Here is a 24,654-nt window from a genome sequence, read left to right as displayed (position 1 = left end):
TCAGTCCTCCCACTGCAGGTCGTCCACGGCGTCCAGGATGCGGTCCACCGAGGGCAGGAAATGGTGCTCCAGCTTCGGCGCCGGATAGGGGATGTCAAAACCGGTCACCCGCAGCACCGGCGCGGCCAGGGAGTGGAAGCAGCGCTGCTGCACCCGGGCGGTGATCTCCGCGGCCACGGAGGCGAAGCCCGTCTCCTCGGTGATGACCACGGCCCTGCTGGTCTTGGCCACGGACGCGGCCACAGTGGCGTCGTCGAAGGGGACGATCGTGCGCACGTCCACCACCTCCAGCGAGCGCCCCTCCTCCTGGGCGGCGGCCGCCGCGGCCATCGCGGTGGGCAGGGACGGCCCGTAGGCGATCAGCGTCGCGTCGGTCCCGGTCCGCGCGACGGCGGCCCCGCCGGATTCCAGCGCGGCCCGCGGTCCGTCACCGGACTCGTACTGCTCCTTCAGAGCGTCCAGGTCGACCCGGTCCTTGGCGAAGTACAGTTTCTTGGGCTCCATGAAGATGACCGGGTCGTCCGAGTCGATGGCCGCCCGCAGCAGCAGGTAGGCGTCCGTCACGGTGGCCGGGGTGACGACCTTGAGCCCGGGGGTGTGCGCGTAATAGGCCTCCGAGGAATCGCAGTGGTGCTCCACGCCGCCGATGCCCCCGGCATACGGGATGCGGATGACGATCGGCATGGCCACGGCTCCCCGGGTGCGGTTGCGCATCTTCGCCACGTGCGAGGCGATCTGCTCGAAGGCCGGGTAGGCGAAGGCGTCGAACTGCATCTCGATCACCGGCCGCATCCCGTTGATCGCCATGCCCACGGACATGCCCGCGATCCCGGACTCGGCCAACGGGGTGTCGAAGCACCGCTCCGTCCCGAAACGGGCGGCCAGTCCGTCCGTGATGCGGAAGACCCCGCCGAGGGTGCCCACGTCCTCGCCGAACACCACGACGCCGGCATCGGCAGCCAGCGCATCGGCCAGGGCCGCGTTGAGGGCTTTGGCCATCGTCACCGGCCCCGGCGGGACCGGGGCTACCGGTGATTCGGGGCGCGGGCCCGGAATGCCCGCCCCGCCGGCCCGGGTGGTGGACTCACGGGCCGCGTCCACCGCGGTTTCCACGGCGTCGACTGAACCGGCGTCAGGGCTGGTGGTCTGGCGGGTGCTCATGATGCCTCCTCACGGATGAGTTCCTCGGCCAATTGGGCGGACTGCTCGTCCAGCTGCGGGGTGGGGACGGTGTAGACGTGGGCGAAGAGATCCTGCGGGTCCGGGGTGATCTCCTGGTTGAGGCCGTTCCGAAGCTCGGCGGCGACCTGCTCTGCCTCCTGCTCGAAGCGGGCCTGCAGCTCGTCAGCCAGGAGGCCGCGGCCGGTCAGGTAGGACCGCATCCGCTTCACCGGGTCCTTGGCCAGCCATTCCTGCACCTCCGCGTCCTCGCGGTACCGCGTGGCGTCGTCGGCGTTGGTGTGGGCCTGGATCCGGTAGGTCTGTGCCTCGACCAGCAGGGGGCCCGCACCCCCGCGCACGAGTCGCACTCCGCGCTCGAGGACGGCGAGCAGGGCGACGAGGTCATTGCCGTCCACGCGCTCCCCGGCCATGCCGTAACCAACAGCTTTGTGCGCCAGCGACGGCGCCACCGTCTGGCGGGCCAGTGGCACGGAGATGGCGTACTGGTTGTTCTGGACGAAGAAGATCACCGGCAGGTGGAAGACGGCCGCGAAGTTCAGCGCCTCATGGAAGTCGCCCTCACTCGTGGCCCCATCCCCGCACAGGGCCACCACCACGGTGTCCTCGCCGCGCAGTCTCGCGGCATGTGCGGCCCCGACCGCGTGCAGCAACTGGGTGGTCAACGGGGTGGACTGGATGCCGACCTTGTGTTTCCCCGGATGGTAGCCACCGTGCCAGTCGCCGCGGAAGACCGTCATGGCCTCCACGGGTGGGACCCCACGGGAGATCACGGCCACGGTGTCCCGGTAGGTGGGGAACAGCCAATCGCCCTCCTCCAGGCAGGCCGCGACGGCGACCTGGCAGGCCTCCTGCCCGTGGCTGGAGGGGTAGACAGCCATCCGGCCCTGACGCACCAGTGCGGAGTTCTGATCATTGATGCGCCGGCCCACCACGAGGCGGCGGTACGCCTCCAGCAGGTCCTCGTCAGCCGGGACAGGGTAGTCGTGTCCCGGTTCCGGGCCCGGGCCGGCACCGAGGAGCCGGCCCTCCGGGTCCACCATCTGGATCAGGTCGCGGGCCGGCAGCATGTAGTCCTCCGGCGTGATGCCGAAGCTGCGGGCGGCATCGGTGATGCCGGTGCGGGTGTCCTCGCTCATCGTTCCTCCTGGGTCGTCGAGTGCCGACCGTGGTCCACGTCACTGCTGTAGTCACTTTGTACCCACCAGTGTGGATCCAGCCGAGGGTTCGTCGCCGCTACAGGGTGAGACTGTGGACGAATGGAGAGAATTGCCTATTCTGGTGGATGTTCTGCAACAGCGCACCGCTACTTTGAGTGAGGGAATCCATGGGCCCCGTACCCGCACCGATCGACTCCGTGGATGAGCAGATCCTGGCCGAACTGACGAGGGACGGCCGGCAATCGGTGACCGCCCTGGCCCAGAGAGTGCACATCTCCCGCGCGCACGCCTACGCCAGGATCAACCGACTGCAGCAGGACGGCGTCATCACCCGCTACAGCGCGGTGGTGGACCCGGTCCGGGCGGGCCTGCGCTCCTCGGCCTACGTCACGCTGAAGCTGCGCCAGCACGGCTGGCGGGAGGTCAGGGAGACCCTCGCGAGGATCCCGGAGGTCTACCACGTCAGCCTCGTGGGCGGGAACTTCGATGTGCTGCTGCTGGTCCGGGCGCGGGACAACCTGGACCTGCGCCGGGTGGTCTTCGATCACATCCAGCCGCTGCCCGCGGTGCTGGACACCCAGACCTTCGTGATCTTCGAGGACGCGGACACCCGGTAGAGAGCCGTCTCAGCACCCTGTCCCCTGGCTCACAGCACGGGGTGAAGTTGCCGACAAAGCCCGCCATTCCGGGGAACGGGCGCCGTCGGCGGGCTTACTCTCGAGGAGTGAAACCGTCCGAAGCCTCCCGTCCCGTCACGCGCCGCAGCGCCCCGCACCGAGGCCGTCGGACCGTCACCGCGGCCCATTCTGGGTCGATGGGCGAGGACATCCTCCTGGCACGCCACGGGGACCACATCATCCGCCTCCGTCAGGACGCGCGCGCCGGCCAGACCGTCGCCACCCTGCGCGACGGCAGTTCCGATGCCGCCCCCAACCACCTCGACGGCGGCGCGAGCCACCTCAGTCCGGCGGACCGCACCGGCCGGCAGTTGGTCGCCTTAGCCTCCGACCACCACGCGGAATCCCGGCGGGAACTGCGGTTCCTGGCACGGCTTTCCGTGGCCTGGCTCCTCATCTCGGCAGTGGCCCTGGGCGCGATGGTGTGGTTCGCGGCCACGTTCATGGACCCGCAGGACCTCCAGGCCCTGATGACCGGCTATCTCGGATACCCGCCCCGGTGAACTCCGGCTTGCGCTTCTCCTGGAATGCGGCGAACCCCTCGGCGTAGTCGGCCGTGCCGCACAGGTCCGCCTGCGCCTGATTCTCCCGGGCCACGGACTCCCACAGGCCCAGCCGCTGGTCCCGCACCTGGGCCACGAGCTCCTTGGAGGCCAGGAAGGCCCCGGTGGCACCGGTGGCGACCTTCGCCACGATGCCGCGGGTGTCCTCCAGCAGGCTCTCGGCGGGCAGTGCCCGGGAAAAGAGCCCGGAGGCCACCGCCTCGGCACCGCTGATCAGCTCCGCGGTGTAGATCAGGTCCAGGGTGCGGTGGGCGCCCAGCCGCTCGGTGAACAGCCAGTGCCCGCCGGAGTCCAGCGTGGCCCCCAGGTTCGCGAAGGGCGAGCCGATCTTGGCGTTCTCGGCCACGTAGACCACGTCCGTGGCGATCGCCAGCCCCAAGCCAACGCCGAGGCACGCGCCCTGCACCGCTGCGAAGGTCGGCGCCGGGAAGGCGCTCATCGTCTGCAGCAGCGGGGTCACCTTCCCCCCGAGGTAGCCCAGGACGTCATCGTCGGCCGGGGTGACCCCGGAGATGTCCCGTCCGGCGCAGAACCCGCGGCCCTCGCCGCGCAGCAGCAATGCGCGCACCTCACCGCGCGAGGCGGCGGCAGCGGCGGCGTCGTAGGCCTTCTCGAGTTCGGCGAGCGCCTCCGCATCGAGGGCGTTCATCTTCTCCGGGGCGTTGAGGACGACCTCGGCGATCCCATCGGCCAGGTTCAGTTCGATCATGTGTTCTCTCCTAGGCGTCGTAGTTGAGGACGAGGGTGTCCGAGGTCGGGTGGGACTGACAGGTCAGCACGTAGCCCTTCTCGACCTCGTCCGGCTCGAGTGCGTAGTTCTCATCCATCTCCACGGTGCCCTCGACCACCTTGGCCCGGCACGTACCGCACACGCCGCCGGCGCAGGCGAAGGGCACATCCTGGCGAACCCGAAGAGCGGCGTTGAGCACTGACTCGCGCTGCCCCTTGGGGGACTTCACCTCCCCCTGCAGCCCGTCCAAGGTGAAGGAGATCTGGAAGTTCTCCCCCGCCTCGTCCACCTCCACGGGACGGCCGATGTTGCCCTCCGGGCGGCCCTGCTTCGGGTCACCCGTGGTGAACAGCTCGTAGCGGACCTTGCCCGCGTCCACGTCCAGGGCGGTCAGCTCGTCCCGGACCAGCTGGACCAGTTCGAACGGGCCGCAGAGGAACCACTCGTCCACGGTCTCCGGACGCATCACGGTGGACAACAGGGTAGAGAGCTTCTCGTGGTCGATCCGGCCGGAGAGCAGGGGTGAGATCCGCTGTTCCCGGGTCAGCACGTGGTGCAGGGCGAAGCGGGAGGGGTAGCGGTCCTTGAGGTCGGCCAGCTCCTCGAGGAACATCACGTCCATGGCGGCCCGGTTGGAGTACACCAGGTCGAAGCGGACCTGGTCATTGGACGCCAGCACGGTGCGGGCGATCGCGATGACCGGGGTGATGCCGGATCCGGCGGCCACCGCGACGAAGGAGTGCTCGGTGTCCGTGTCGATCGACTCCGGATCATTCAGCTCGGTCATCCGGTGCTGGGAGATGAACGCCCCGGCCGGGCTCATCACGTCGATGGTGTCCCCCGCCACCAGGTGCTCGTTGGCCCAGCTGGAGAAGAGCCCGCCGAGGTCCCGCTTGATGGCCACCCGGACCTCTCCGGGCCGCGGCTCGGCGCAGATCGAGTAGCTGCGGCGCACCTCGTGCAGCGTGCCGTCTTCGCCCGGCAACTCCTTGCGCAGGGCCACGTACTGACCGGGCGCGTAGTCGTAGTCGTCCACCAGCTCCTCGGGCACCGCGAAGGTGACCTCCACGGCGTCGGCGGTCAGCCGGCGGACACCGGCCACCTCGAGGGGGTGGAAGGTGGCGCGGCGGCGTGCGGGGGCGGTTTCAGTGGCGGTTGCGGTCATGAGAGCACCTTGAAGTAGTCGAAGGGTTCCAGGCAGTCCCGGCAGGAGTACAGGGCCTTGCAGGAGGTGGAACCGAAGCGGGCGAGTTCGCGGGTGTTCAGCGAATGGCAGTGCGGGCACTTCACGGCCAGGCCGAGGGTCACGGTGCCGCGGTGGCCGGTCCCGGTGGGCGGGGCGATGCCGTACTCCTCGAGCTTGGCCTTGCCTGCGTCCGTCATCCAGTCGGTGGACCAGGCCGGGGACAGCACCAGGTCCACGCGGACCCTCTCGTAGCCGGCCGCGGAGAACTCGTGCTCAAGGTCCTGCCGGATGGCATCCATGGCCGGGCACCCCGAATAGGTCGGGGTGATGGTCACGACGACGGCGCCGTCACCGTCCTGCTCGACCTCCCGCAGGATGCCCAGGTCGGCGATGGTCAGCACCGGGATCTCGGGGTCGGTGACGCGGGCGGCGATCTCGTGCAGGGATTCGATGGTGGTGGCGGGTGCCATGGTGGTCCTCCTGCCCTCTACCAGGTGGCGCCGGGATGCTTGCGGGCGAGCACCTGCATCTCGGCGAGGATGTATCCCAGGTGTTCGGAGTGCTCGCCGCGGCGGCCCCAGCACAGGGCAGCGGGAACCTCCGGGACGGCCAGTTCGGACCGGTCGAGGATGTCCAGCAGCTGCTCGTCCCACTCCGCACGCAACGTGGAGGGGCGCACCGCGACGCCCTCAAGCTCATCGTGCAATGGTTCGTCCTGGAACAGCTCTGCGGTGTAGGGCCAGAGCTTGTCCAGGGCGCGGCGCATCCGGTGGGCCGACTCCTCGGTCCCCCGTCCGAGGCGCAGAGTCCACAGCTCGGCGTGCTCCAGGTGGTAGTCGACCTCCTTGAGCGCCTTGGCGGAGATGGCGGCGATGGTCTCGTCAGCCGAGTGCACCAGCCGGGTGTAGAGCTGGTGCTGGTAGAGGGCCATGAACAGGCCGCGCACCATCGTCTCGGCGAAATCACCGTTGGGCTGCTCCACCAGGTGCAGCGAGGTGAAGTCCTCCTCCTCGCGGAAGTAGGCCAGGTCGTCCTCCGTCTGTCCCCAGGCCTTGCCGGCGTAGCTGAGGAAGGAGCGGGCGTGGCCCAGCTGGTCGAGGGCGATGTTGCCCAGGGCGACGTCCTCCTCGAGCTCCGGCCCGCGGGAGATCCAGTGGGAGAGCCGTTGGGCGAGGATCAGGGCGTCGTCGCCCAGGTGGAGGGCATACCGGGCGACGGCGTCATCAGCGGGTGCTGTCTGCTGCAGGGCGATGTCCTCGGGACGCAGGGCGTTGCCGGGGGTGACCCGCGTGGCCGACGCCGCGGCGTCGCCAAAGCTGTCGAGGCTATGGTCCGGCAGTTGGCCGGTGGAGGTGCCGCTCACAGGTGCTTCACCCCTTCGCTTTCCTTGTAGTAGGTGGCGTGGCGGTAGTCCTTGCCCTGGGGCGATTCGAACATCATGTCCTTGGCATCCGGGTCCGAGGTGGTGATGTCCGTGGAGCGGACCACCCAGAGGGAGACGCCCTCGTTGCGCCGGGTGTAGAGATCCCGAGCGTTGCGGACGGCCATCTCCGCGTCCGGCGCGTGGAGCGAACCGGCGTGCACATGGGACAGGCCCCGCGACGAGCGCACGAATACCTCCCAGAGCGGCCAGCCGGCCGACGTCGGGGGCTTCTGGGCACCCTGACTGGGCTGGTTGCTCTGGTGGTTCTGGCTGTCCTGGCCGATCACGGCGCTACTCATGGTCAGGCCACCTCTGCCTTCTGGTCATGCTGGTTCTTCTCGTTCTGTTGCTTCCGGGCGAAGGCTGCTGCGGCCTCACGGACCCAGGCCCCGTCCTCATGGGCTTCCCGGCGACGGGCCAAGCGCTGGGAGTTACACGGGCCACCCCCGGAGACCACCCGCTTGAACTCGTCCCAGTCCAGGTCCATGTGCAGCCACTGACCGGATTCCTCGTCATAGCGCAGGTCCGGGTCCGGCAGGCTCAGGCCGAGGACCTTGACCTGTTCGACGATCATGCCGACGAACCGCTGACGCAGGTCGTCGTTGGAGAAGCGCTTGATGTTCCACGCCATGGACTGCTGCGAGTTCGGCGAGTCCTGGTCCGAGGGCCCGAACATCATCAGCGCCGGAGCGTAGAAACGGTTAATGGCGTCCTGGGCCATCTTCCGCTGGGCCTCGGTGCCGCGGGACAGTTCCAGCAGGATCTCGAATCCCTGCCGCTGGTGGAACGACTCCTCCTTACAGATGCGCACCATGGCCCGGCCGTAGGGGCCGTAGGAGGCACGGCACAGCGGCACCTGGTTGGCGATGGCCGCGCCGTCGACGAGCCAGCCGATGGCGCCCATGTCCGCCCACGTGCGGGCGGGATAGTTGAAGATCGAGGAGTACTTGGCGCGTCCGGTCAGCAGCTGGTTGTTCAGGGTGTCCCGGTCGGTTCCCAGGGTCTCGGTGGCCGAGTACAGGTAGAGACCATGGCCCGCCTCGTCCTGCACCTTGGCCATGAGGATGGCCTTGCGCTTGAGGCTGGGGGCACGGGTGATCCAGTTGGCTTCCGGCTGCATCCCAATGATCTCGGAGTGGGCGTGCTGGGACATCTGCCGGGTCAAGGACTTGCGGTAGGCCTCGGGCATCCAGTCCCGGGGCTCGATGCGGGAGTCATCGGCGATGATCGCCTCGAACCGGCGCTGGCCCGCGATGTCCTCCGGTGTCCGGACGGCAGCCAGGTGCCCGCCGGAGCTCTTCTGTTCGGCCATGGTGACCACCTCATTCTCGGATTCGCCGTGTGCGGTTCGGCGGATGTCGTCTCATCAGTGCCACAGGGGCACGGTCGGGAGCCGCGTATTTACCGACCGTTCGTTCAGTATATAGGCATCGAGTCGCCGGTCGTCAACACGCGGCCTCCGCTGACCGCGACCCGGAACTTGACCCAGGTCACAGATTGAGATTACCTAATGATCGTTCAGTAAAGAATGATTGGAGCGGCATGACCACCACGGAGAAGGCATCGCCAGTACCGTCACGGCTCGGCGACTGGCACGCCATCCTCAGGGACGACCCGGCCAGTGAGTGGATGGGCATCGAGGTCGAGGCGATCGCCGATGGGCACGCCGTCATCACCATGACGCTGCGCCAGGAGATGCTGAACGGCTTCGGCATCGCCCACGGGGGCATGGTGTTCGCCCTCGCCGACTCGGCCTTCGCACTGGCGTGCAATCCGGCCGAGGGATCGGATGAGACGGTCACCGTAGCCTCGGGCGTGGACATGAACTTCCTGAAGCCCGGCATCCCAGGGCGGCTGCTGACGGCAGTGGCTGACCGGCGCCACCAGAACGGCCGCAGCGGCCTCTACGACATCCAGGTCCGCCAGTCCCTGCCGGAGGGTGGCACCGAGGTCATCGCGGAGTTCCGCGGGCGTTCCCGCACCATCCCCAAGCGCTGACCCGGAGCGCGCCGTCCCCCTCCGTCCTCAACGCTCCTCCGCACGTCCCCAGCACCACCGCACACATTAAGGCTTCCGATGATGACCGAGACCCTTTCCACGACCGACGCGACCCTCGGGCTGGACCCTGAGGAGACGATGAGCCGCGATCAGATCGAGGCACTGCAGCTCAAGCGTCTCCAGGACACGGTTGCCTACGCCTATGAGCGCGTCCCGCTCTACCGCGAGAAGTACGACTCCACCGGGGTCCACCCCAGCGACCTGAAGGATCTGTCCGACCTGGCAAAGTTCCCCTTCACGGACAAGGAGGACCTGCGCCGCTCCTACCCCTTCGGCATGTTCGCCGTTCCGCAGGAGCAGGTGGCTCGCATCCACGCCTCCTCCGGCACCACCGGCCGCGCCACCGTGGTCGGTTACACGCAGCAGGACCTGGATGACTGGGCCAAACTGGGGGCTCGCTGCCTCCGGATCGCGGGCGTCACCCCGGGCATGAAGGTCCACAACGCCTACGGCTACGGGCTCTTCACCGGCGGCCTGGGGGCCCACGGGGCCGCTGAACGCCTCGGCACCACGGTCATTCCGATGTCCGGCGGGCAGACGGAGAAGCAGATCACCCTGATCCAGGACTTCCAACCGGATGCCATCCTGTGCACCCCCACCTACCTGCTGACGATCGGCGATGCCATGCAGCGCGCCGGCCTCGACCCACGCAAGACGTCGCTGAAAGTCGGCGTGCTCGGCGCCGAACCGTGGACCGAGGAGATGCGCCACGAGCTGGAGGAGATGTTCGCCATCGACGCCTGCGACATCTACGGCCTCTCCGAGGTCATGGGCCCCGGGGTCGCCGGCGAGTCCGGGCAGACGAAGGACGGATGCCACATCTGGGAGGACCATTTCCGCCCGGAGATCGTGGACGCCTTCGACGACACCAAGGTCCTCGGGGACGGCGAGCACGGCGAGATCGTGTTCACGGCACTGACCAAGCAGGCCCTGCCCATCATCCGCTATCGCACCCACGACCTGACCCGACTGCTGCCCGGCACCGCCCGCCCGGGCCACCGGCGGATGGGCCGGATCACCGGGCGCTCGGACGACATGATCATCCTGCGCGGGGTGAACCTGTTCCCCAGCCAGATCGAGGAACTCGCCCTCACCGTCGCCGGCCTGTCCCCGCACTTCCAGCTGGAGATCACCCGACCAGGCCGGATGGACGAACTGGCGGTGAGGATCGAGCGCCGGGATGACTGCACCACGGATCGGGCGCTGGCCGCCGCAGCAGAGCTGCAGAAGCTCATCAAGATCCATGTGGGCTCGAGCTGCCGCATCGACGTGGTGGACCCGGAGGCCCTGCCCCGGTCCGTGGGTAAGCTGAAGCGGATCCACGACCTGCGCACGCCCCGAGTCCGCAGGACCGCAGGACCGCAGGACCGCAGGACCACTCGCCCGCGCTGATCAGGAGACCTGACATGACGACCGCTTCCGCCGTGCCGAAGTCCCCCCGGCGGGGACGGCCCGGCTATGACCAGGACTCGGTGCTGGAGATCGCCGTCCAGGTGTTCAACCGCCATGGCTATGACGCCACCTCCATGGGGATGCTCGCCGTGGAGCTCGGGGTCAGCAAGTCGGCGATCTACCACCACGTGCCCTCGAAGGGTGACCTGCTGCGGCTGGCCCTGGACGAGGCCCTGGTCCCCCTGGAGGCCATCGGTGAGGACGAGCGTGCCCAGAAGGGCGGCACCATCGAGCGCCTCGAGTTCATCTTGCGCTCCACCATCCGCGTCCTCATCGACCGCCAGCCCTACGTGACCCTGCTGCTGCGCCTGCGCGGCAACACCGAGATCGAGCGTGACGCCCTGCAGCGCCGCCGAACGGTGGACCACAAGATCGTGGACCTCGTAGTAGCGGCCCAGGCGGAGGGAAAGGTGCGCAGCGACGTGGAGCCGCGCACCACCACCCGGTTGATGTTCGGCATGATCAACTCCCTGGTGGAGTGGTACCGCCCGGACGGGCCCGTCTCGCCCGCGCAGGTCGAGGAGAACGCGATCGCCATGATCGTGGACGGGCTGCGCGCCCGCCCCTGACCCAACGCCCCAGCACGACGGCGGCCGGTCACCCTCCGCGAGAAGGTGACCGGCCGCCGTCGTGCTCAGGTTCGATAGGCGGACCTCAGTCAGTCCAGTTCCGGTAGAGGGTGTCCTCCTTCTCGACCAGGGTCAGGACGTCGTAGGTCGCCACGATCTCGTCGTCCTGGTTGTGGATCACGGCGTCCCAGACCACCTCGCCGTACTCGTCCGTCACCCGCGGGGTGATCCTCTTGGCGGTCAGGGTGATGCGGATGGAGTCACCGGCGGCCACCGGCGTGACGAACCGCAGGTTCTCCAGGCCGTAGTTGGCCAGCACCGGACCGGGAGCCGGCTCCACGAAGAGTCCGGCGGCCCAGGCCACCAGCAGGTAGCCGTGCGCCACGGTGCCCGGGAAGAAGGGGTTGGCGGCGGCCGCTTCCGGGTTCGTGTGGGCGTAGAAGGTGTCCCCCGTGGTGCGGGCGAACGCGGTGATGTCCTCCTGGGTGACCTGGCGCAGGTCCGAGGCCAGGGCGTCGCCGACCCGCAATTCGGTGAGCGACTTGCGGAACGGGTGCTTCTGGCCGGCCTCGGCCCCGTAGGCCGGGGAGCCCGCGATGCGGCGGTCCGCCCCGGTCTGCCACACGCCGGTGACGGCCGTGACCTGGTTGGGCGAGCCCTGCAGGGCGGTGCGCTGCATGTGGTGCAGGACGGCGCGGATGCCGCCGAGCTCCTCGCCGCCCCCGGCCCGGCCCGGCCCGCCGTGGACCAACTGGGGCATCGGCGAGCCGTGTCCGGTGCTGGACCGGGCGGTCTCCCGGTTGAGCAGGTGAACGCGGCCGTGGTGGCCGGCGATCCCGGCAGTCAGTTCGCGCGCGACCTCCGGATCGTTCGTGCACACCGTGGCCACGAGGGAACCGGAACCGCGGGCGGCTAGGCGGACGGCGTCGGCCACGTCGGTGTAGCCCAGCAGGGAGGTCACGGGACCGAAGGCCTCGCGAGAGTGCACGGCCTCGGCATCCCCGTCCGCCCAGGACAGCAGCACCGGGGACATGAAGGCACCCTGCTCGACGACGGCCTCCTCGCCTGAGGCGGTGCGCACCGTGGGGGCGTCCAGGGTTCCATAGGCGAGTTCACCGCCGGCGGCGAGCAACTCCTCGACGGCACCACGCACGTCCCGCAACTGGTCCAGGGAGGCCAGGGCACCCATGGTGACGCCCTCGGCGTGCGGATCGCCGAGGACCACGCGTGAGTCCAGCCGCGCGGAGACGGCCCGGCCCACGGCTTCCCGCTGACCCTCGGGGACGATGGTGCGCCGGATGGCGGTGCACTTCTGCCCGGCCTTGACGATCATCTCGGTGACGACAGCCTTGACGAAGGCGTCGAACTCCGGGGTGCCCTCGACGGCGTCAGGGCCGAGGATGGCGGCGTTGAGCGAGTCGGTCTCGGCGGTGAAGCGGACGCCGCCGGTCACCACGTTCGGATGGGCCTTGAGCGACTGCGCTGTGGAGGCCGAGCCGGTGAAGGCCAGCAGGTCCCGGTAGTCCATGACGTCCAGCAGCCCGCGGGCGGATCCGGAGATCAACTGCAGCGAGCCGGGCGGCAGGATCCCGGACTCGATCATGATCCGAACGGCGGCCTCGGTGACATAGCCGGTGGGGGTGGCCGGCTTGACGATGGTCGGCACGCCGGCGATGAAGGCCGGCGCGAACTTCTCGAGCATGCCCCAGACCGGGAAGTTGAAGGCGTTGACCTGCACGGCAGCCCCGGGGATCCGGGTGTAGATGTGGGTGCCGATGAAGGAACCGTCCTTGGACAGCGGCTCCACTCCCCCGTCCTGGATGACGTTGGCGTTGGGCAGTTCACGCCGCCCCTTGGACGAGTAGGTGAACAGCACGCCGATACCGCCGTCGATGTCCACCATGTTGTCCACCTGGGTGGCCCCCGTGCGGTGGGACAGGGCGTACAGCTCATCACGCCTGCTGTTGAGGAACAGCGCGAGCTCCTTGAGCTTCAGCGCCCGCTCGTGCAGGGTCAACGCCCCGAGCTCGCGCTGGCCGATGGTGCGGGCGTGCGCCAGTACCTCGCCGAGGTCCAGGCCCTCGGCCCCGAAACGGAGCATGGCCTCGCCGGTGTTGGCGTCCCGGACCTCCGCGGTGCGGGAGCCCTCCGCGGGGGTCCACCACTGGTCGAGGACATAACTGGGGACTGTGGCGGTGATGGTGTGCGTGCTCATCCGGCAGAGGCCTTTCTGAACGATCGGTCAGTAATCATCTCCACCCTAACAGGACGGTGGCCCAGCACACACCCTCCGTGGCGGAGTTGTTGGACTCGCCATTGACCAAAGGTCCAGTTGAATTACGACCCATCCCTGTGCGTTTAATGGACGCCGGTTAGGTAAGGCTAACCTCATCAACGAAGGGACAGTATGACAGCCCCCAGCTCCACCGAGCAGATGGCTCTGGCGGATCCGACCGGTCAGACCGGCCCGAACAGCCGCACCAGCCCGATGCAGGCCCCGGACAGCCTCGCCCTACGGCACCCGGCGGCGGCCTCCGCCCTCCTCTCCGCCGACAACGCGCACCGCTTCGTGCAGGACACCGGGACCGCGGCCCTGCTGGCCGCCGCGGCAATCGTCCGGGCGCAGTCGCCGACGACGGGACCGGACCCGGCTGACCTGCAGGAGTCCGTCTCGGCCATCGACCTCGCGGCACCACTCGGCTCGACCGAGGCCGCGTTGGCCGAGGCGTCCTCGCTCTACCTGGACGACGCGGTGTACTTCCACCATCCCCGGTACGCCGCCCACCTGAACTGCCCGGTGGCACTGCCGGCTGTGGCCGCGGAGGCGCTGGTCACGAGCATCAACACCTCCATGGACACTTGGGACCAGTCGGCCGGCGCCACCCTGATCGAGCGGCGACTGGTGCGGTGGGCCGCCGACCTGGCCGGACTGGGGCCGGCCGCGGACGGGATCTTCACCAGCGGCGGCACCCAGTCGAACCTGCAAGCCCTGCTGATGGCCCGCAACCGTGCCGTCTCGCCCGGCACCGGCTCCCTCCCGGAGCGACTGACCGGCTGGCGGATCTACGCCTCCCAGGACAGCCACTTCAGCATCGTACGGTCCGCCGTCCACCTCGGTCTGGGTGAGGAGGCAGTCGTCCCGATCCCCGTGGACCGGAACCACCGCATGGACCAGGTGGCCCTGGAACGGGCCATGGGCGAGGACGCGGCGCGGGGACTGCGCGCCCTGGCCGTCGTCGCCACGGCCGGCACCACGGACTTCGGGTCCATCGACCCCCTGGACGATCTCGCCTCGACGGCCCGGAGGAACGGTGCCTGGTTCCACGTTGACGCCGCCTACGGCTGCGGACTGCTCGCCTCCCCCACCCGCCGGCACTGGCTCGCGGGGATCGAACAGGCCGACTCCGTGACCGTGGACTTCCACAAGTCGTTCTTCCAGCCCATCGGCTCGAGTGCGCTGCTGGTGGCCGAGGGCAACCGGTTCGCCCACATCACGCACCACGCCGACTACCTCAACCCGGACCAGGATCCGGACAGCCCCAACCAGGTGGACAAGTCGCTGCAGACCACCCGGCGCTTCGATGCCCTGAAACTGTGGGTGACCCTGCGGTCCCTGGGCTCCGACGTCCTCGGCCGGCTCTTCGACGCCACCCTGGAACTGGCCGCCGAGGCGGGCCGGCTGGTGGAAGACACCGAGCAGCTCGCGCTCGCCGCCCCGGTCCAGCTCGGAACCGTGGTGTTCCGGTTCGATCCGGGATGGGGACCTGGGGCGGACGGCGTGGCCGTGGACCGGCTGCAGGATGCCCTCCGGCGCTCGCTGTACCGCTCCGGCGAGACCATGGTCGCCGCCACCACCGTCGCCGGCCGGCGTCACCTGAAGCTGACCCTGCTCAACCCGCGCACCACCGTGGCCGACGTCCGGGCCATTCTGGAGGCTGTGGTCCGGCATGGGCGTGCCGTGGCCGGATCGGAGGTGGCCGCATGAGCGCGACCATCGTCCACGACGCCATCGCGATCGGCGCCGGACCGTTCAACCTGGGTTTCGCCGCCCTGGCCGGCCCTGCCGGTCTGGACGTCGTGGTCCTCGAGGGGCGGGACGCACCCCAATGGCACCCCGGGATGATGCTGGCGGGCACACACCTGCAGGTGCCGTTCCTCGCCGACCTGGTCACCCTGGCCGACCCCACCCATCCCCTCTCCTTCCTGGCCTTCCTCAAGGACGCCGGACGCATCTATCCCTTCTACATCCGCGAGGACTTCTACGCCCTGCGCGCCGAGTACGCGAAGTACCTCGCCTGGGCCGCCGAGCAGCTGCCGGTCCGGTACGGGCACCGGGTGACGGACATCCGCCATGACGGCACGGCCTACCGCGTCACCGCCCACACCCCGGACGGCCCGCGCACCCTGGCCGCACGAAACCTCGTCCTGGGCACCGGCACCGAACCCCGGATGCCCGACGCCGTCCCCGGCACCTTGCGCTCCGACCCGCGCGTTGTCCATTCCTCCAGCTATCTGCCCGCCCGGGAACGACTGCTGGCGGCCGAGCGGATCGCGGTCGTGGGCAGCGGGCAGAGCGCCGCCGAGGTCTTCGACGACCTGCTGGCCGGAGCCGGCGAACACCGACACGTGGAGTGGCTGACCCGGTCCCCCCGGTTCTTCCCGCTCGAGTACACCAAGCCGACCCTGGAGATGACGTCCCCGGACTACATCGACCATTTCACCGCCCTGCCGCAATCCGTCCGGGACCGCCTCGGCGCGGAGCATCATGGCCTGTACAAGGGTGTCAACGCGGACCTGCTGAACAGCATCTACGACCGCCTCTACGCGGCCAGCGTGGACGGCCCCTCCCCGGCCACCCTACGGACGGCCACCGCGCTCGAAGGCATCCGCGAGAGCACCGGCCGGTTGGTGTTGTCCCTGCGCCACGGCGAGGACGGCGGGCTCCAGGAGGCCGAGGTCGACGCCGTCGTCCTGGCCACCGGCTATGGCTACCGTCAGCCGGACTTCATGGCCGGTGTCGAGGAACGGTTGTCCCGCCTCCCGGACGGGCGCTGGGACGTGGACCGTGGCTACGGGATCAGCCGGCACGGCGACGTGTTCGTCCAGAATGCCGAACTGCACACCCACGGGTTCACGGCGCCGGACCTGGGGATGGGCGCCTACCGCAATTCCGTGCTCGTCAACCGCCTGTGCGGTCGCGAGCACTACGTGGTGGAGCGCCGGATCGCCTTCCAGGAATTCGGGACGCCCGGCAGCCACGCGACCTTCGACCCCGCCGCCGATGCTGCCGCCGGCACCCCAGCACAGACGACCCCGTCCGCAGACCTCCAGGAGGCCCTTCGATGATCGACCAGACCACCCTCCCCACCCCGGCGCCCGCGCGCCGCACCGCTGGCACCGCCCGGGCCACACCCCGGTTCTCCTTCCGCCCCGTCGACCCGGCAGCCGATGCCGAGCTGCTCCACTCCTGGGTCAGCACGGAACGGGCCCACTACTGGGGCCTGACCGGATCGAGCGTCGAGCAGGTCCGTGCCGAGCACGGGCGGATCGCCGCCGACCCGCACCACCACGCGCTCATCGCCCTGGACGAACACAGCGGCGGGGCACCGGCCTTCCTGCTCGAGACCTATGATCCGGCCCAGTCCGTGCTGGCCGGCCGCTACGCCTGGCGGCACGGCGACGCCGGACTGCACCTGCTGCTGCCGGGCCCGGCCACCGCGGTTCTCGGCAGCCCGGCCACCACCGGCGGTCCCGAGTCCGGCTACAGCGCCGCCGCGATGGAGGCGTCGCTGGCGCATCTGTTCGCGGATCCGGCGGTATTGCGCGTCGTGGTCGAACCGGATGCGCGGAACTCCGCGATCCAGGCGCTCAATGCACGGTGTGGCTTCCGTCCCGTCGAGCGGCTGGACCTGCCCGCGGCGGACGGGGCCCCCGCGAAGACGGCCCAGCTCTCCTTCTGCACCCGGTCCGACTTCGCCACCGCCACCGGCCGCCCCTCGGAGACCGTCGCCCACCTGTCTCCGGCACGCTGGGCCACCGCCAACCGCCATCTGCTGGCCAAGGCCCTCGCCGAATTCACCCATGAGCGGCTCCTCGAACCCGTGCTCCAGTCAGACGCGTGGCACGTGGACGGGCCCGGTGTGCGCTACCGGTTCCAGGCCCGGCGCTACGCACTGGACCACTGGGACATCGACGCCGCTTCCCTGCGCTGCGAGGAGCAGACCGTGCACCCGGGCGAGGCTCGTGAGGGCGGCGAGGGGGCCGGCGTCGGGACGCCGGGTGATCCCGAGACCATTCCCGACGCCGGCTGGGTGCCGGCGGTGCCCGACGTCCAGCGGTTCGTCACGGCCTTCCGCGACGTGCTGGGCCTGTCCGCGGCGCAACTGCCGGTGTACCTGGAGGAGATCGGCAGCACGCTGGCCTCCCACTGCTACAAGCAGCTGCACTCGGTGGCCACCTCGGCGCAGCTCGCCGCCGGCACAGGCGACGCCGTGGCCGACTTCCAACGGATCGAGGCCGCCATGACCGAGGGCCACCCCTGTTTCGTGGCCAACAACGGCCGTCTCGGGCTGGGCTCGGACGACTACCTGGATCTGGCCCCGGAGACCGGATCGGCCCTGCCCCTGGAGTGGGTGGCAGCCCATGTGTCCCGGACCCGGTTCACCGCGGTGGACGGGCTGGCCCTGGACGGACTGCTCGAGGCTGAGCTCGGCCCCGAACTGCGGTCCGCGTTCCGCGCCCGGGTGGAGCAAGCCTGCCGGGAGACGGGGCTGGACGCCGCGGACTTCCTGCCGCTGCCGGTGCACCCCTGGCAGTGGCGTCACCGCCTGTCGGTGACCTTTGCCGCGGACGTGGCCACGGGGCACCTGGTGCACCTGGGGGCCACGGAGGACCTCTACCAGCCGCAGCAGTCCATCCGGACGTTCTTCAACCGCTCGGCCCCGGAGCGGCACTACGTCAAGACGGCCCTGTCCGTCCTCAACATGGGGTTCCTGCGCGGGCTGTCCGCTGAGTACATGGACGCGACGCCGGCGATCAACGACTGGCTGCAGGGGCTGTTCGCCGCGGACCCCGAGCTGGACCCGGGGCGGGTCCAGCTGCTGCGCGAGGTCGCCGCCGTCGGGTATGCCAACCCGCTGTTCCATGCGGCCACGGAGCGGGACTCGGCCTATCGGAAGATGCTCGCGGCCCTCTGGCGGGAGTCACCGGCCACGCGGATCGGCCCGGGCGAGCAGCTCGCCACCATGGCCTCGCTACTGCACACGGATGCCGACGGCGCCTCCCTGGCCGCTGCTTATATCCGCCGCTCCGGATTGGGGACCACCGAGTGGCTGGAACGGTACCTGGACGCCTACCTGGTGCCGATCGTGCACTGCCTGGTCCGCCATGACCTGGTCTTCATGCCGCACGGGGAGAACGTGATCCTGGTGCTGCGGGACGGCGCCCCCGAGCGGGTGCTGCTCAAGGACCTGGCGGAGGAGGTCGCGGTGCTCGGGGACCGGACGGACCTGCCCCCGGGCGTCGAACGCCTCCGGGGCGACGTGGCCCCGGAGGACCATGGACTCTCCATCCTGACGGATATCGTGGACTGCTTCCTGCGCTTCCTGGCCCCGCTGCTCGACCGCGAGGGTCTGGTCACCGAGGAGCAGTTCTGGGTTGTGGTGGCCGGACGCCTGACGGACTACCGGTCCCGGCACCCGGAGACGGCCGAACGCTTCGATGCGTTGCGCCTGCTGGAGCCGACCTTCCGGCTGTCCTGCCTGAACCGACTGCAGCTGCGGAACAACCGCCAGATGGTCGATCTGACGGACCCCGCCGGATCCCTGGCCTACGCCGGGGACCTCGACAATCCGCTGGCGGGCCACGGAGCCTGAGCGCAAGGGGCGTGGAGGGTCAGGTCCAGGTGAAGAAGCCCTGGCCGGTCTTGCGGCCGAGGTCGCCGGCGGCGACCTTGTCCCGCAGGATCTGGGGCGGGTCGAAGCGCTCACCGAGGGTGGAGGCCAGATACTCGGCGATACCCAAGCGCACGTCCAGCCCGACGATGTCCGTGGTCTTGAGGGGCCCGGTGGGGTGCTTGTAGCCCAGGACCATGGCGTTGTCGATGTCCTCGGCCGTGGCCACCCCTTCCTCGACCATGCGCATGGCCTCCAGCGCGATCGCGACCCCGAGGCGGGAAGAGGCGAAGCCCGGGGCGTCATTGACCACGACGGCGGTCTTGCCCAGTCCCGCAGTCCACGCCCGGGCCGCTGCCACCCATTCGGGGGCGGTCTGGGCCCCGACCACGACCTCGATCAGGGCCGAGGCCGGGACCGGGTTGAAGAAATGCAGGCCGAGGAAGTTCTCCGGGTGCACCAGTTCGGCCGAGAGCCCGGTGACGGACAGGCTCGAGGTGTTCGAGGCCAGCACCGCCCCGTCGTTCAGATGCCGCTCGACGTCCTTGAGGGATGAGACCTTCAGCTCCCAGTCCTCCGGGACCGCCTCGATCACCAGCTCCCGGTCGGCGAAGTCTCCTCGGTCCAGGGATACGGTCAGGCGGTCCAGGACCTGCTCCAGCGGGCCCTCCAGCACGCCGCGCTCGATTGACGCCGCGGCCGACGCGCTCACCCGTGCACGGGCCGCAGCCGCAGCAGCTTCGTCCCTCTCCACCACGACCACCTCGGCGCCCTTGATCAGGAATGCGTGGGCGATCCCGGCACCCATCCGCCCACCACCGAGCACGCCGACCCGGGCCGGAACCATTGCGGACTCTGCACTACTCATGACTGCTCCCGGCTGGTGTTGGTCTTGCTGGCTTTGCGGTCGAGGAAGGCCTGCATGCGGTCGAACTTCGCCTCGGACTCGAAGAGCATGCCCTGGGCCAGGGTGTCGATCACCGGATGGGCCTCCCGCGGGGCATGGAACACCGACTTGGTGATCCGCACCGCCAGCGGGTCCTGCGCACAGATCCGATCCGCCAACGAGTGCGCGGCGTCGAGGAGCTGTTCCGGCTCGACCAGTTCGCTGATCAGTCCGGCTGCCAGGCACTCGGCCCCGGTCAGGACTCGGCCGGCCAGCAGGATCTGCTTGGCCAGCGGCTCACCGACGAGTTCCTTCAGCCGCCAGGTCGCCCCCGCGGCGGCCATGATGCCCAGGTTCGTCTCCGGGTTGCCCATCCGCAGCGCCGCCGTCCCGATCCGGAAGTCCGCGGCATACGCCAACTCTGCACCCCCGCCCAGGGCATAACCCTCCAGGGCGGCGATCACCGGCAGGGGCAACCGAGAAAGCCGATCGAAGATCGTGGAGTTGATCCCGGCCAACGCATCGTCCCGGCGCCGCTGGCGCAACTGGCCGATGTCCGCTCCCGAGGCGAAGACGCCCTTGGTCCCGGCCTCGGCATCCGAGGGCGCCCCCGTGAGAATCAAGACCTTCGGCGTCCGCTCCAGGTGGGCGCAGACCGCGTGCAGCTCATCGACCATCACCTGGTCAATCGCGTTGCGCACCTCGGGCCGGTGCAACCGCACCACGAGTCGGTCCTCGCGCTCCTGGACCACCAGCGTCGTGAAGCCGTCAAGGTCCAAAGCGTCCAGCGGTGCCATCAGACCGCCTCCACCAGCAGCGCCGCACCCTGGCCGACGCCGACGCACATCGTGGCCAGGCCCCGCGCGCCCGGGGACGCCTCACGCTCGAGCCGGCCGAGCAGGGTGATCACGATCCGGGACCCGGAGGAGCCGAGCGGATGCCCGAGGGCGATCGCGCCGCCGTCGTTGTTCACCGTTCCCGCATCCAGGCCCAGCTCACGCAGGCTAGCCAGGGACTGCGAGGCGAAGGCCTCGTTGAGTTCGACGGCGGCCAGGTCACCGACTGCGGTGCCCGTGCGTTCCAGCACCTTGCGGGAGGAGGGGACCGGGCCCATGCCCATGATCTCCGGCGCCAGTCCGGCCGAGGCACCCGCCAGCACCCGCGCGCGAGGCGTGAGCCCGTACCTCTCCACGGCGGCCTCGGAGGCGACGACGATCGCGGACGCCCCGTCATTCAGGGTGGAGGCATTGCCGGCGGTGACCACGCTGCCGCCCTTCACCACGGGGCGCAGCCCGGCGAGGACGTCGGCCGAGGTTCCCGGTCGCGGCCCCTCATCGGTGTCCACCACCGTCTCGGCGCCCTTGCGTCCCTTGACAGTCACGGGGACGATCTCGTCGGCAAAGCGCCCGGCCTCGATGGCGGCGAGGGCACGTTCGTGGGACCGGACGGCGAAGGCGTCGCAGTCCTCGCGCGAGGTGTTGTAGACCCGGGCCACCTCCTCGGCCGTCTCCGGCATGGAGTAGGTGGTCTTACCACCGCGGGAGTACTCCCCGGACAGAAAGGCCGGGTTGGTGAAGCGCCAGCCGATGGAGGTGTCCACGACCTCGCCCGGCTTGGCGAACGGCGTGGCCGGCTTCTCCATGACCCAGGGGGCGCGGGACATGGACTCGACGCCGCCGGCCACCACGATCTCGGCCGCACCGGCCTGGATCATGTGGGTGGCCATCTGGATGGCACTCATGCCCGAGGCACAGAGGCGGTTGACGGTGATGCCGGGGACGTGGTCCGGGTAGCCGCCCAGCAACCAGGCCATCCGGGCGACATTGCGATTCTCCTCGCCCGCGCCATTGGCATTGCCGTAGATGACCTCATCGACCGAGGCCGGGTCCAGTCCGGCCCGCTCGACGGCGGCGCGGATGGCGACGGCGGCCAGGTCGTCCGGCCGGACCGAGGAGAGGGCACCCCCGTACCGGCCGACCGGCGTGCGGGCACCTCCGATCAGGAATGCTTCGCTCACTTCGGCTCCGTTCAACGGGGATGCTGGGTCTCACTGATGGACGGCAGGCAATTACCGACCAATCGTTCACTATTAGATTCGCACCCCCGGCGGGAAGGGTCAACCAGGCGAGTCACCCCAGGGCGAATGTGGCGTGACTCACAGGAGTGGATTATCATCGTGCGGTGACCGAACGGTCAGTCACTAATCCGCACCGTCCTCAGCATCCCACCCTCGTCTGGAGCTCACCATGGCAGATTCACAGACCGCAGCGGCAGCCCGCCCGCGGCGCAGCGCCGAGGAGCGCAAGGTCCTCGCCGGCACCCTCGTCGGCACCACCATCGAGTGGTACGACTTCTTCATCTATGCCCAGGCCGCGGCCTTCGTGCTGGCGCCCCTGTTCTTCGCGCCGCTGGCCGCGGAGAACGCACCCCTGGCCCAGGTGGTCTCCTGGGCCTCCCTGGGCATCAGCTTCCTGTTCCGCCCCCTCGGCGCCATCATCGCCGGCCACCTGGGGGACAAGTACGGACGCAAGATGATCCTGGTGCTCACCCTGGTCGGCATGGGCGGGGCCACGGCCCTGATCGGCATGCTGCCCACCCACGCCGTGATCGGCGTCTGGGCTCCGATCCTCCTGATCTTCCTGCGCATCGTCCAGGGTTTCTCCGCCGGTGGCGAATGGGGCGGAGCCGCCCTGATGTCGGTCGAGCACGCCCCGCGCAACCTGCGCAGCACCTTCGGCTCCTACCCGCAGATCGGTGTCCCGATCGGCATGCTGCTGGCCACCGCCTTCATGACGCTACTGACCAGCTCCATGTCCGAGGAGGCCTTCATGGCCTGGGGCTGGCGCATTCCCTTCCTGTCCTCCGTGGTGCTGATCCTCGTGGGGTACCTCATCCGGCGCGCTGTGGACGAGTCCCCGGTGTTCAAGGAGATGCAGCTGCGCAAGAAGGAGTCCGCCGCTCCCCTGGGCGTGCTCCTGAAGAGCCACAAGAAGAACGTCATCCTGGCCGCCCTGATCTTCGCCGCCAACAACGCGGCCGGCTACCTGGTCATCGCGTTCTTCGCCTCCTACGGCGCCAATGTGCTGGGCATGAGCCGGGAGTCCACGCTCGTGGCCTCCTTCATCGGCGGCCTCGGCTGGTTGGCGTTCACCATGCTCGGCGGCAGGCTCGGTGACCGCATCGGCAAGATCCGCTCCTTCCAGATCGGTTACGGCATCATCATCCTGTGGGCGATCCCCATGTGGTTTCTGCTGGACACCGCCTCTCTGCCGCTGTTCACCCTGGCCATCGTCATCCTCACCATCGGCCTCGGCCCCTCATACGGCCCCCAGTCCGCGCTCTATGCCGAGATGTTCCCTGCCAACGTCCGCTATTCCGGCGTGTCCATCGGCTACGCCTTCGGCTCGATCATCGGCGGCGCCTTCGCCCCCATGATCGCCCAGCTGCTGCTGAACCGTACCGGTGCCAGCTGGACCATCGGTGTCTACATCGCCGCGCTGGCCATCGTCTCCTTCGTGGCCGTGTCCCTGGTCCCGAAGTCCGTGGAGGGATCCGACCTGCACGTGGACGAGGCACACCGGGAACACCTGGCCGCACACCCGGAGGACGCCCCCCTGGTCGAGAAGGCGGTCCGCCCCGACGGATCCCGCTAGGAGCGCCCCAACACCTCAATTCCCCATCCCGCCGCCGCGACGACGCGGGGCGGCAGCGGCGAAAAAAACCCGGCCCGGGTGCCCACCGAACTCTCGATGGGCACCCGGGCCGCGGTGCGCCGCCGTCGGGAGTTCCGGGCAACGGGGGGCCAGCGGGGCGGTTACGGCTGCCCGGCTGGAGTGAAGTCGGTCGAGCCGGCGAACTCGGGCCGCGGTTTGGCCGCCGCGTACGGCTCCTCGATGGTGTTCTCCACCGAGTTGAACACGATGAACACGTTGGAGCGCGGGAACGGGGTGACGTTGCCGTTGGACGCATGCATGCAGTTGCTGTCGAACATGACGGCACCACCGGCCTGGCCCTCCAGCACGTCGATCCCGTAGCGATCGTAGAACTCCGTCAGGATCTGCTTGCTCGGGGTCCCCGCGCCCTGCATGACCAGGGACTTGAGGTAATTGTCCTCCGGGGTCGCCCCGTCACAGGAGACGTACTCGCGGTGCGAGCCGGGCATGATCATCAGGGGCCCGTTGTACGAGTAGTTGTCCGTCATCGAGATCGAGATGCTGACGGCCCGGGGGGCGGGCATGCCGTCCTCCGCGTGCCACGTCTCGAAGTCCGAGTGCCACATGAACTCCTTGCCCTCGAAGCCGGGCTTGAAGTTCACGCGGGACTGATGGATGTAGACGTCCGAGCCCAGCAGCTGGCGGGCCCGATCCACCACCCGCGGGTCGTTGGCGATCCTCTTGAACACCGGGCTGATGCGGTGCACGTCGAAGACCGACCGCACCTCCTGGCTGCTGGCCTCGATCACGCAGCGCTCATCGGCCCGGACCTCCGGGTCCTTCGAGAGGCGTTCGAGTTCTCGGTGGAACTCCGCCACCTCGTCGTCGCTGACCAGCCGGTCGATCGACAGGTACCCCTTGGCGTCGTAGCCGTCCAGGGTCGCCTGGTCCAGCGGGCCGTCTGACGCGGACCCCCACACCACCGCATCCTCGCGGGGCATGACCTTGACCTCACCATTGTTCCGGGTGGGGTAGGTGTCGATTCTGTGCTGCGTTGCCGTTGCAGTCATCGGTCTTCTCCTATCCTTCGGTGTTCTGCGCGGTTTCGGTGGTTCTCACCACACGGGTGCGGGCCCTACTATGCCCCGTCACCCCACATACCACTGTGGCCCGGGGTTCCGTTCCCCGCAACCGGTCCCCCACCACGAGGGGGAACGACGGCGGCG

At 69.3% G+C, this 24,654-nt stretch carries 22 protein-coding genes; 9 read left to right on the top strand and 13 right to left on the bottom strand.

What is annotated here, in order from left to right:
• Nucleotides 1-1,161, bottom strand: coding sequence for an alpha-ketoacid dehydrogenase subunit beta (locus IEX49_RS06555; RefSeq protein WP_188805373.1), 1,161 nt, complete (start codon nucleotides 1,159-1,161; stop codon nucleotides 1-3).
• The gene (locus tag IEX49_RS06550) at nucleotides 1,158-2,318 is read right to left on the bottom strand and encodes a thiamine pyrophosphate-dependent dehydrogenase E1 component subunit alpha (protein WP_188805372.1); all 1,161 of its coding nucleotides are present in this window, start codon (nucleotides 2,316-2,318) and stop codon (nucleotides 1,158-1,160) included. Before IEX49_RS06550 ends, IEX49_RS06555 begins: the two co-directional genes overlap by 4 nt.
• 188 nt (nucleotides 2,319-2,506) lie before the next feature.
• Between IEX49_RS06550 and IEX49_RS06545 the strand changes: the two genes are divergently transcribed.
• Nucleotides 2,507-2,956, top strand: a complete 450-nt coding sequence (locus IEX49_RS06545; protein ID WP_188805371.1) for an Lrp/AsnC family transcriptional regulator — start codon at nucleotides 2,507-2,509, stop codon at nucleotides 2,954-2,956.
• Nucleotides 2,957-3,063: 107 nt separating this feature from the next.
• Nucleotides 3,064-3,519 carry a hypothetical protein gene (locus IEX49_RS06540; RefSeq protein ID WP_188805370.1) on the top strand — a complete coding sequence of 152 codons (456 nt, stop codon included), beginning with the start codon at nucleotides 3,064-3,066 and terminating at the stop codon, nucleotides 3,517-3,519.
• Here IEX49_RS06540 and IEX49_RS06535 read toward each other — a convergent pair.
• The 6 genes from IEX49_RS06535 to paaA are packed head-to-tail and all read right to left on the bottom strand — an operon-like array spanning nucleotide 3,458 to nucleotide 8,230.
• Entirely contained in the window at nucleotides 3,458-4,288 is an 831-nt protein-coding gene (locus tag IEX49_RS06535) for an enoyl-CoA hydratase/isomerase family protein (RefSeq protein ID WP_188805369.1), read from the bottom strand. The genes IEX49_RS06540 and IEX49_RS06535 overlap by 62 nt on opposite strands.
• Nucleotides 4,289-4,298: 10 nt before the next feature.
• A complete protein-coding gene (gene paaE, locus IEX49_RS06530) occupies nucleotides 4,299-5,474 on the bottom strand; it encodes a 1,2-phenylacetyl-CoA epoxidase subunit PaaE (protein ID WP_188805368.1) in 1,176 nt (391 codons plus the stop codon).
• The gene (paaD, locus tag IEX49_RS06525; RefSeq protein ID WP_188805367.1) at nucleotides 5,471-5,965 is read right to left on the bottom strand and encodes a 1,2-phenylacetyl-CoA epoxidase subunit PaaD; all 495 of its coding nucleotides are present in this window, start codon (nucleotides 5,963-5,965) and stop codon (nucleotides 5,471-5,473) included. The genes paaE and paaD overlap by 4 nt, the downstream gene beginning before the upstream one ends.
• A 17-nt stretch (nucleotides 5,966-5,982) precedes the next feature.
• Nucleotides 5,983-6,858 (bottom strand): 1,2-phenylacetyl-CoA epoxidase subunit PaaC, encoded by an 876-nt coding sequence (gene paaC / locus IEX49_RS06520; protein WP_188805366.1) that lies wholly within the window; start codon nucleotides 6,856-6,858, stop codon nucleotides 5,983-5,985.
• Complete coding sequence (gene paaB, locus IEX49_RS06515) at nucleotides 6,855-7,217, bottom strand: 1,2-phenylacetyl-CoA epoxidase subunit PaaB (RefSeq protein WP_229672326.1); 363 nt, start codon at nucleotides 7,215-7,217, stop codon at nucleotides 6,855-6,857. Before paaB ends, paaC begins: the two co-directional genes overlap by 4 nt.
• Nucleotides 7,218-7,219: 2 nt before the next feature.
• Nucleotides 7,220-8,230, bottom strand: coding sequence for a 1,2-phenylacetyl-CoA epoxidase subunit PaaA (paaA, locus tag IEX49_RS06510; RefSeq protein ID WP_188805365.1), 1,011 nt, complete (start codon nucleotides 8,228-8,230; stop codon nucleotides 7,220-7,222).
• Nucleotides 8,231-8,460: 230 nt separating this feature from the next.
• Between paaA and paaI the strand changes: the two genes are divergently transcribed.
• From paaI to IEX49_RS06495, 3 genes are all read left to right on the top strand, one after another.
• Entirely contained in the window at nucleotides 8,461-8,916 is a 456-nt protein-coding gene (paaI, locus tag IEX49_RS06505) for a hydroxyphenylacetyl-CoA thioesterase PaaI (protein WP_188805364.1), read from the top strand.
• A gap of 81 nt (nucleotides 8,917-8,997) precedes the next feature.
• Entirely contained in the window at nucleotides 8,998-10,368 is a 1,371-nt protein-coding gene (locus IEX49_RS06500; protein ID WP_188805363.1) for an AMP-binding protein, read from the top strand.
• Nucleotides 10,369-10,382: 14 nt separating this feature from the next.
• On the top strand, nucleotides 10,383-10,997 hold the full coding sequence (locus IEX49_RS06495; RefSeq protein WP_188805362.1) for a TetR/AcrR family transcriptional regulator: 615 nt from the start codon (nucleotides 10,383-10,385) through the stop codon (nucleotides 10,995-10,997).
• An 85-nt stretch (nucleotides 10,998-11,082) separates the two neighbouring features.
• Here the strand turns inward: IEX49_RS06495 and paaZ are convergent, their stop codons facing one another.
• Nucleotides 11,083-13,212 (bottom strand): phenylacetic acid degradation bifunctional protein PaaZ, encoded by a 2,130-nt coding sequence (paaZ, locus tag IEX49_RS06490; protein WP_188805361.1) that lies wholly within the window; start codon nucleotides 13,210-13,212, stop codon nucleotides 11,083-11,085.
• 192 nt (nucleotides 13,213-13,404) lie between these two features.
• Here paaZ and IEX49_RS06485 point away from each other — a divergent pair, with 192 nt between their 5' ends.
• The 3 genes from IEX49_RS06485 to IEX49_RS06475 are packed head-to-tail and all read left to right on the top strand — an operon-like array spanning nucleotide 13,405 to nucleotide 18,871.
• The gene (locus IEX49_RS06485) at nucleotides 13,405-14,982 is read left to right on the top strand and encodes a pyridoxal phosphate-dependent decarboxylase family protein (RefSeq protein WP_229672324.1); all 1,578 of its coding nucleotides are present in this window, start codon (nucleotides 13,405-13,407) and stop codon (nucleotides 14,980-14,982) included.
• A complete protein-coding gene (locus tag IEX49_RS06480) occupies nucleotides 14,979-16,343 on the top strand; it encodes a lysine N(6)-hydroxylase/L-ornithine N(5)-oxygenase family protein (protein ID WP_188805360.1) in 1,365 nt (454 codons plus the stop codon). The genes IEX49_RS06485 and IEX49_RS06480 overlap by 4 nt, the downstream gene beginning before the upstream one ends.
• Entirely contained in the window at nucleotides 16,340-18,871 is a 2,532-nt protein-coding gene (locus IEX49_RS06475) for a GNAT family N-acetyltransferase (RefSeq protein ID WP_188805359.1), read from the top strand. The genes IEX49_RS06480 and IEX49_RS06475 overlap by 4 nt, the downstream gene beginning before the upstream one ends.
• Nucleotides 18,872-18,890: 19 nt before the next feature.
• Here IEX49_RS06475 and IEX49_RS06470 read toward each other — a convergent pair whose 3' ends face one another.
• The 3 genes from IEX49_RS06470 to IEX49_RS06460 are packed head-to-tail and all read right to left on the bottom strand — an operon-like array spanning nucleotide 18,891 to nucleotide 21,792.
• Nucleotides 18,891-19,757, bottom strand: coding sequence for a 3-hydroxyacyl-CoA dehydrogenase family protein (locus tag IEX49_RS06470; RefSeq protein ID WP_188805358.1), 867 nt, complete (start codon nucleotides 19,755-19,757; stop codon nucleotides 18,891-18,893).
• Complete coding sequence (locus IEX49_RS06465; RefSeq protein ID WP_188805357.1) at nucleotides 19,754-20,572, bottom strand: enoyl-CoA hydratase/isomerase family protein; 819 nt, start codon at nucleotides 20,570-20,572, stop codon at nucleotides 19,754-19,756. Before IEX49_RS06465 ends, IEX49_RS06470 begins: the two co-directional genes overlap by 4 nt.
• Nucleotides 20,572-21,792 carry an acetyl-CoA C-acyltransferase gene (locus IEX49_RS06460; RefSeq protein ID WP_188805356.1) on the bottom strand — a complete coding sequence of 407 codons (1,221 nt, stop codon included), beginning with the start codon at nucleotides 21,790-21,792 and terminating at the stop codon, nucleotides 20,572-20,574. Before IEX49_RS06460 ends, IEX49_RS06465 begins: the two co-directional genes overlap by 1 nt.
• A gap of 229 nt (nucleotides 21,793-22,021) precedes the next feature.
• Between IEX49_RS06460 and IEX49_RS06455 the strand changes: the two genes are divergently transcribed.
• Nucleotides 22,022-23,428 carry an MFS transporter gene (locus IEX49_RS06455; protein ID WP_188805355.1) on the top strand — a complete coding sequence of 469 codons (1,407 nt, stop codon included), beginning with the start codon at nucleotides 22,022-22,024 and terminating at the stop codon, nucleotides 23,426-23,428.
• A gap of 161 nt (nucleotides 23,429-23,589) precedes the next feature.
• On the opposite strand, the gene thpD is transcribed toward IEX49_RS06455, so the two are convergent.
• A complete protein-coding gene (gene thpD / locus IEX49_RS06450; protein WP_188805354.1) occupies nucleotides 23,590-24,498 on the bottom strand; it encodes an ectoine hydroxylase in 909 nt (302 codons plus the stop codon).
• Nucleotides 24,499-24,654: the final 156 nt, after the last annotated feature.

The organism is Citricoccus zhacaiensis (assembly GCF_014645315.1).
Lineage (GTDB): Bacteria > Actinomycetota > Actinomycetes > Actinomycetales > Micrococcaceae > Citricoccus > Citricoccus zhacaiensis.
Note: the sequence above shows the minus strand (reverse complement) of the source record. Positions and strands in the feature narration are given on the sequence as shown.

Bases quoted from the DNA above. Each gene is read 5' to 3' on its own strand.
- IEX49_RS06555 (WP_188805373.1), bottom strand. From the start codon at position 1,161: ATGAGCACCCGCCAGACCACCAGCCCTGACGCCGGTTCAGTCGACGCC.
- IEX49_RS06550 (WP_188805372.1), bottom strand. From the start codon at position 2,318: ATGAGCGAGGACACCCGCACCGGCATCACCGATGCCGCCCGCAGCTTC.
- IEX49_RS06545 (WP_188805371.1), top strand. From the start codon at position 2,507: ATGGGCCCCGTACCCGCACCGATCGACTCCGTGGATGAGCAGATCCTG.
- IEX49_RS06535 (WP_188805369.1), bottom strand. From the start codon at position 4,288: ATGATCGAACTGAACCTGGCCGATGGGATCGCCGAGGTCGTCCTCAAC.
- paaE (WP_188805368.1), bottom strand. From the start codon at position 5,474: ATGACCGCAACCGCCACTGAAACCGCCCCCGCACGCCGCCGCGCCACC.
- paaD (WP_188805367.1), bottom strand. From the start codon at position 5,965: ATGGCACCCGCCACCACCATCGAATCCCTGCACGAGATCGCCGCCCGC.
- paaB (WP_229672326.1), bottom strand. From the start codon at position 7,217: ATGAGTAGCGCCGTGATCGGCCAGGACAGCCAGAACCACCAGAGCAAC.
- paaA (WP_188805365.1), bottom strand. From the start codon at position 8,230: ATGGCCGAACAGAAGAGCTCCGGCGGGCACCTGGCTGCCGTCCGGACA.
- paaI (WP_188805364.1), top strand. From the start codon at position 8,461: ATGACCACCACGGAGAAGGCATCGCCAGTACCGTCACGGCTCGGCGAC.
- IEX49_RS06500 (WP_188805363.1), top strand. From the start codon at position 8,998: ATGACCGAGACCCTTTCCACGACCGACGCGACCCTCGGGCTGGACCCT.
- IEX49_RS06495 (WP_188805362.1), top strand. From the start codon at position 10,383: ATGACGACCGCTTCCGCCGTGCCGAAGTCCCCCCGGCGGGGACGGCCC.
- paaZ (WP_188805361.1), bottom strand. From the start codon at position 13,212: ATGAGCACGCACACCATCACCGCCACAGTCCCCAGTTATGTCCTCGAC.
- IEX49_RS06485 (WP_229672324.1), top strand. From the start codon at position 13,405: ATGACAGCCCCCAGCTCCACCGAGCAGATGGCTCTGGCGGATCCGACC.
- IEX49_RS06480 (WP_188805360.1), top strand. From the start codon at position 14,979: ATGAGCGCGACCATCGTCCACGACGCCATCGCGATCGGCGCCGGACCG.
- IEX49_RS06475 (WP_188805359.1), top strand. From the start codon at position 16,340: ATGATCGACCAGACCACCCTCCCCACCCCGGCGCCCGCGCGCCGCACC.
- IEX49_RS06470 (WP_188805358.1), bottom strand. From the start codon at position 19,757: ATGAGTAGTGCAGAGTCCGCAATGGTTCCGGCCCGGGTCGGCGTGCTC.
- IEX49_RS06465 (WP_188805357.1), bottom strand. From the start codon at position 20,572: ATGGCACCGCTGGACGCTTTGGACCTTGACGGCTTCACGACGCTGGTG.
- IEX49_RS06455 (WP_188805355.1), top strand. From the start codon at position 22,022: ATGGCAGATTCACAGACCGCAGCGGCAGCCCGCCCGCGGCGCAGCGCC.
- thpD (WP_188805354.1), bottom strand. From the start codon at position 24,498: ATGACTGCAACGGCAACGCAGCACAGAATCGACACCTACCCCACCCGG.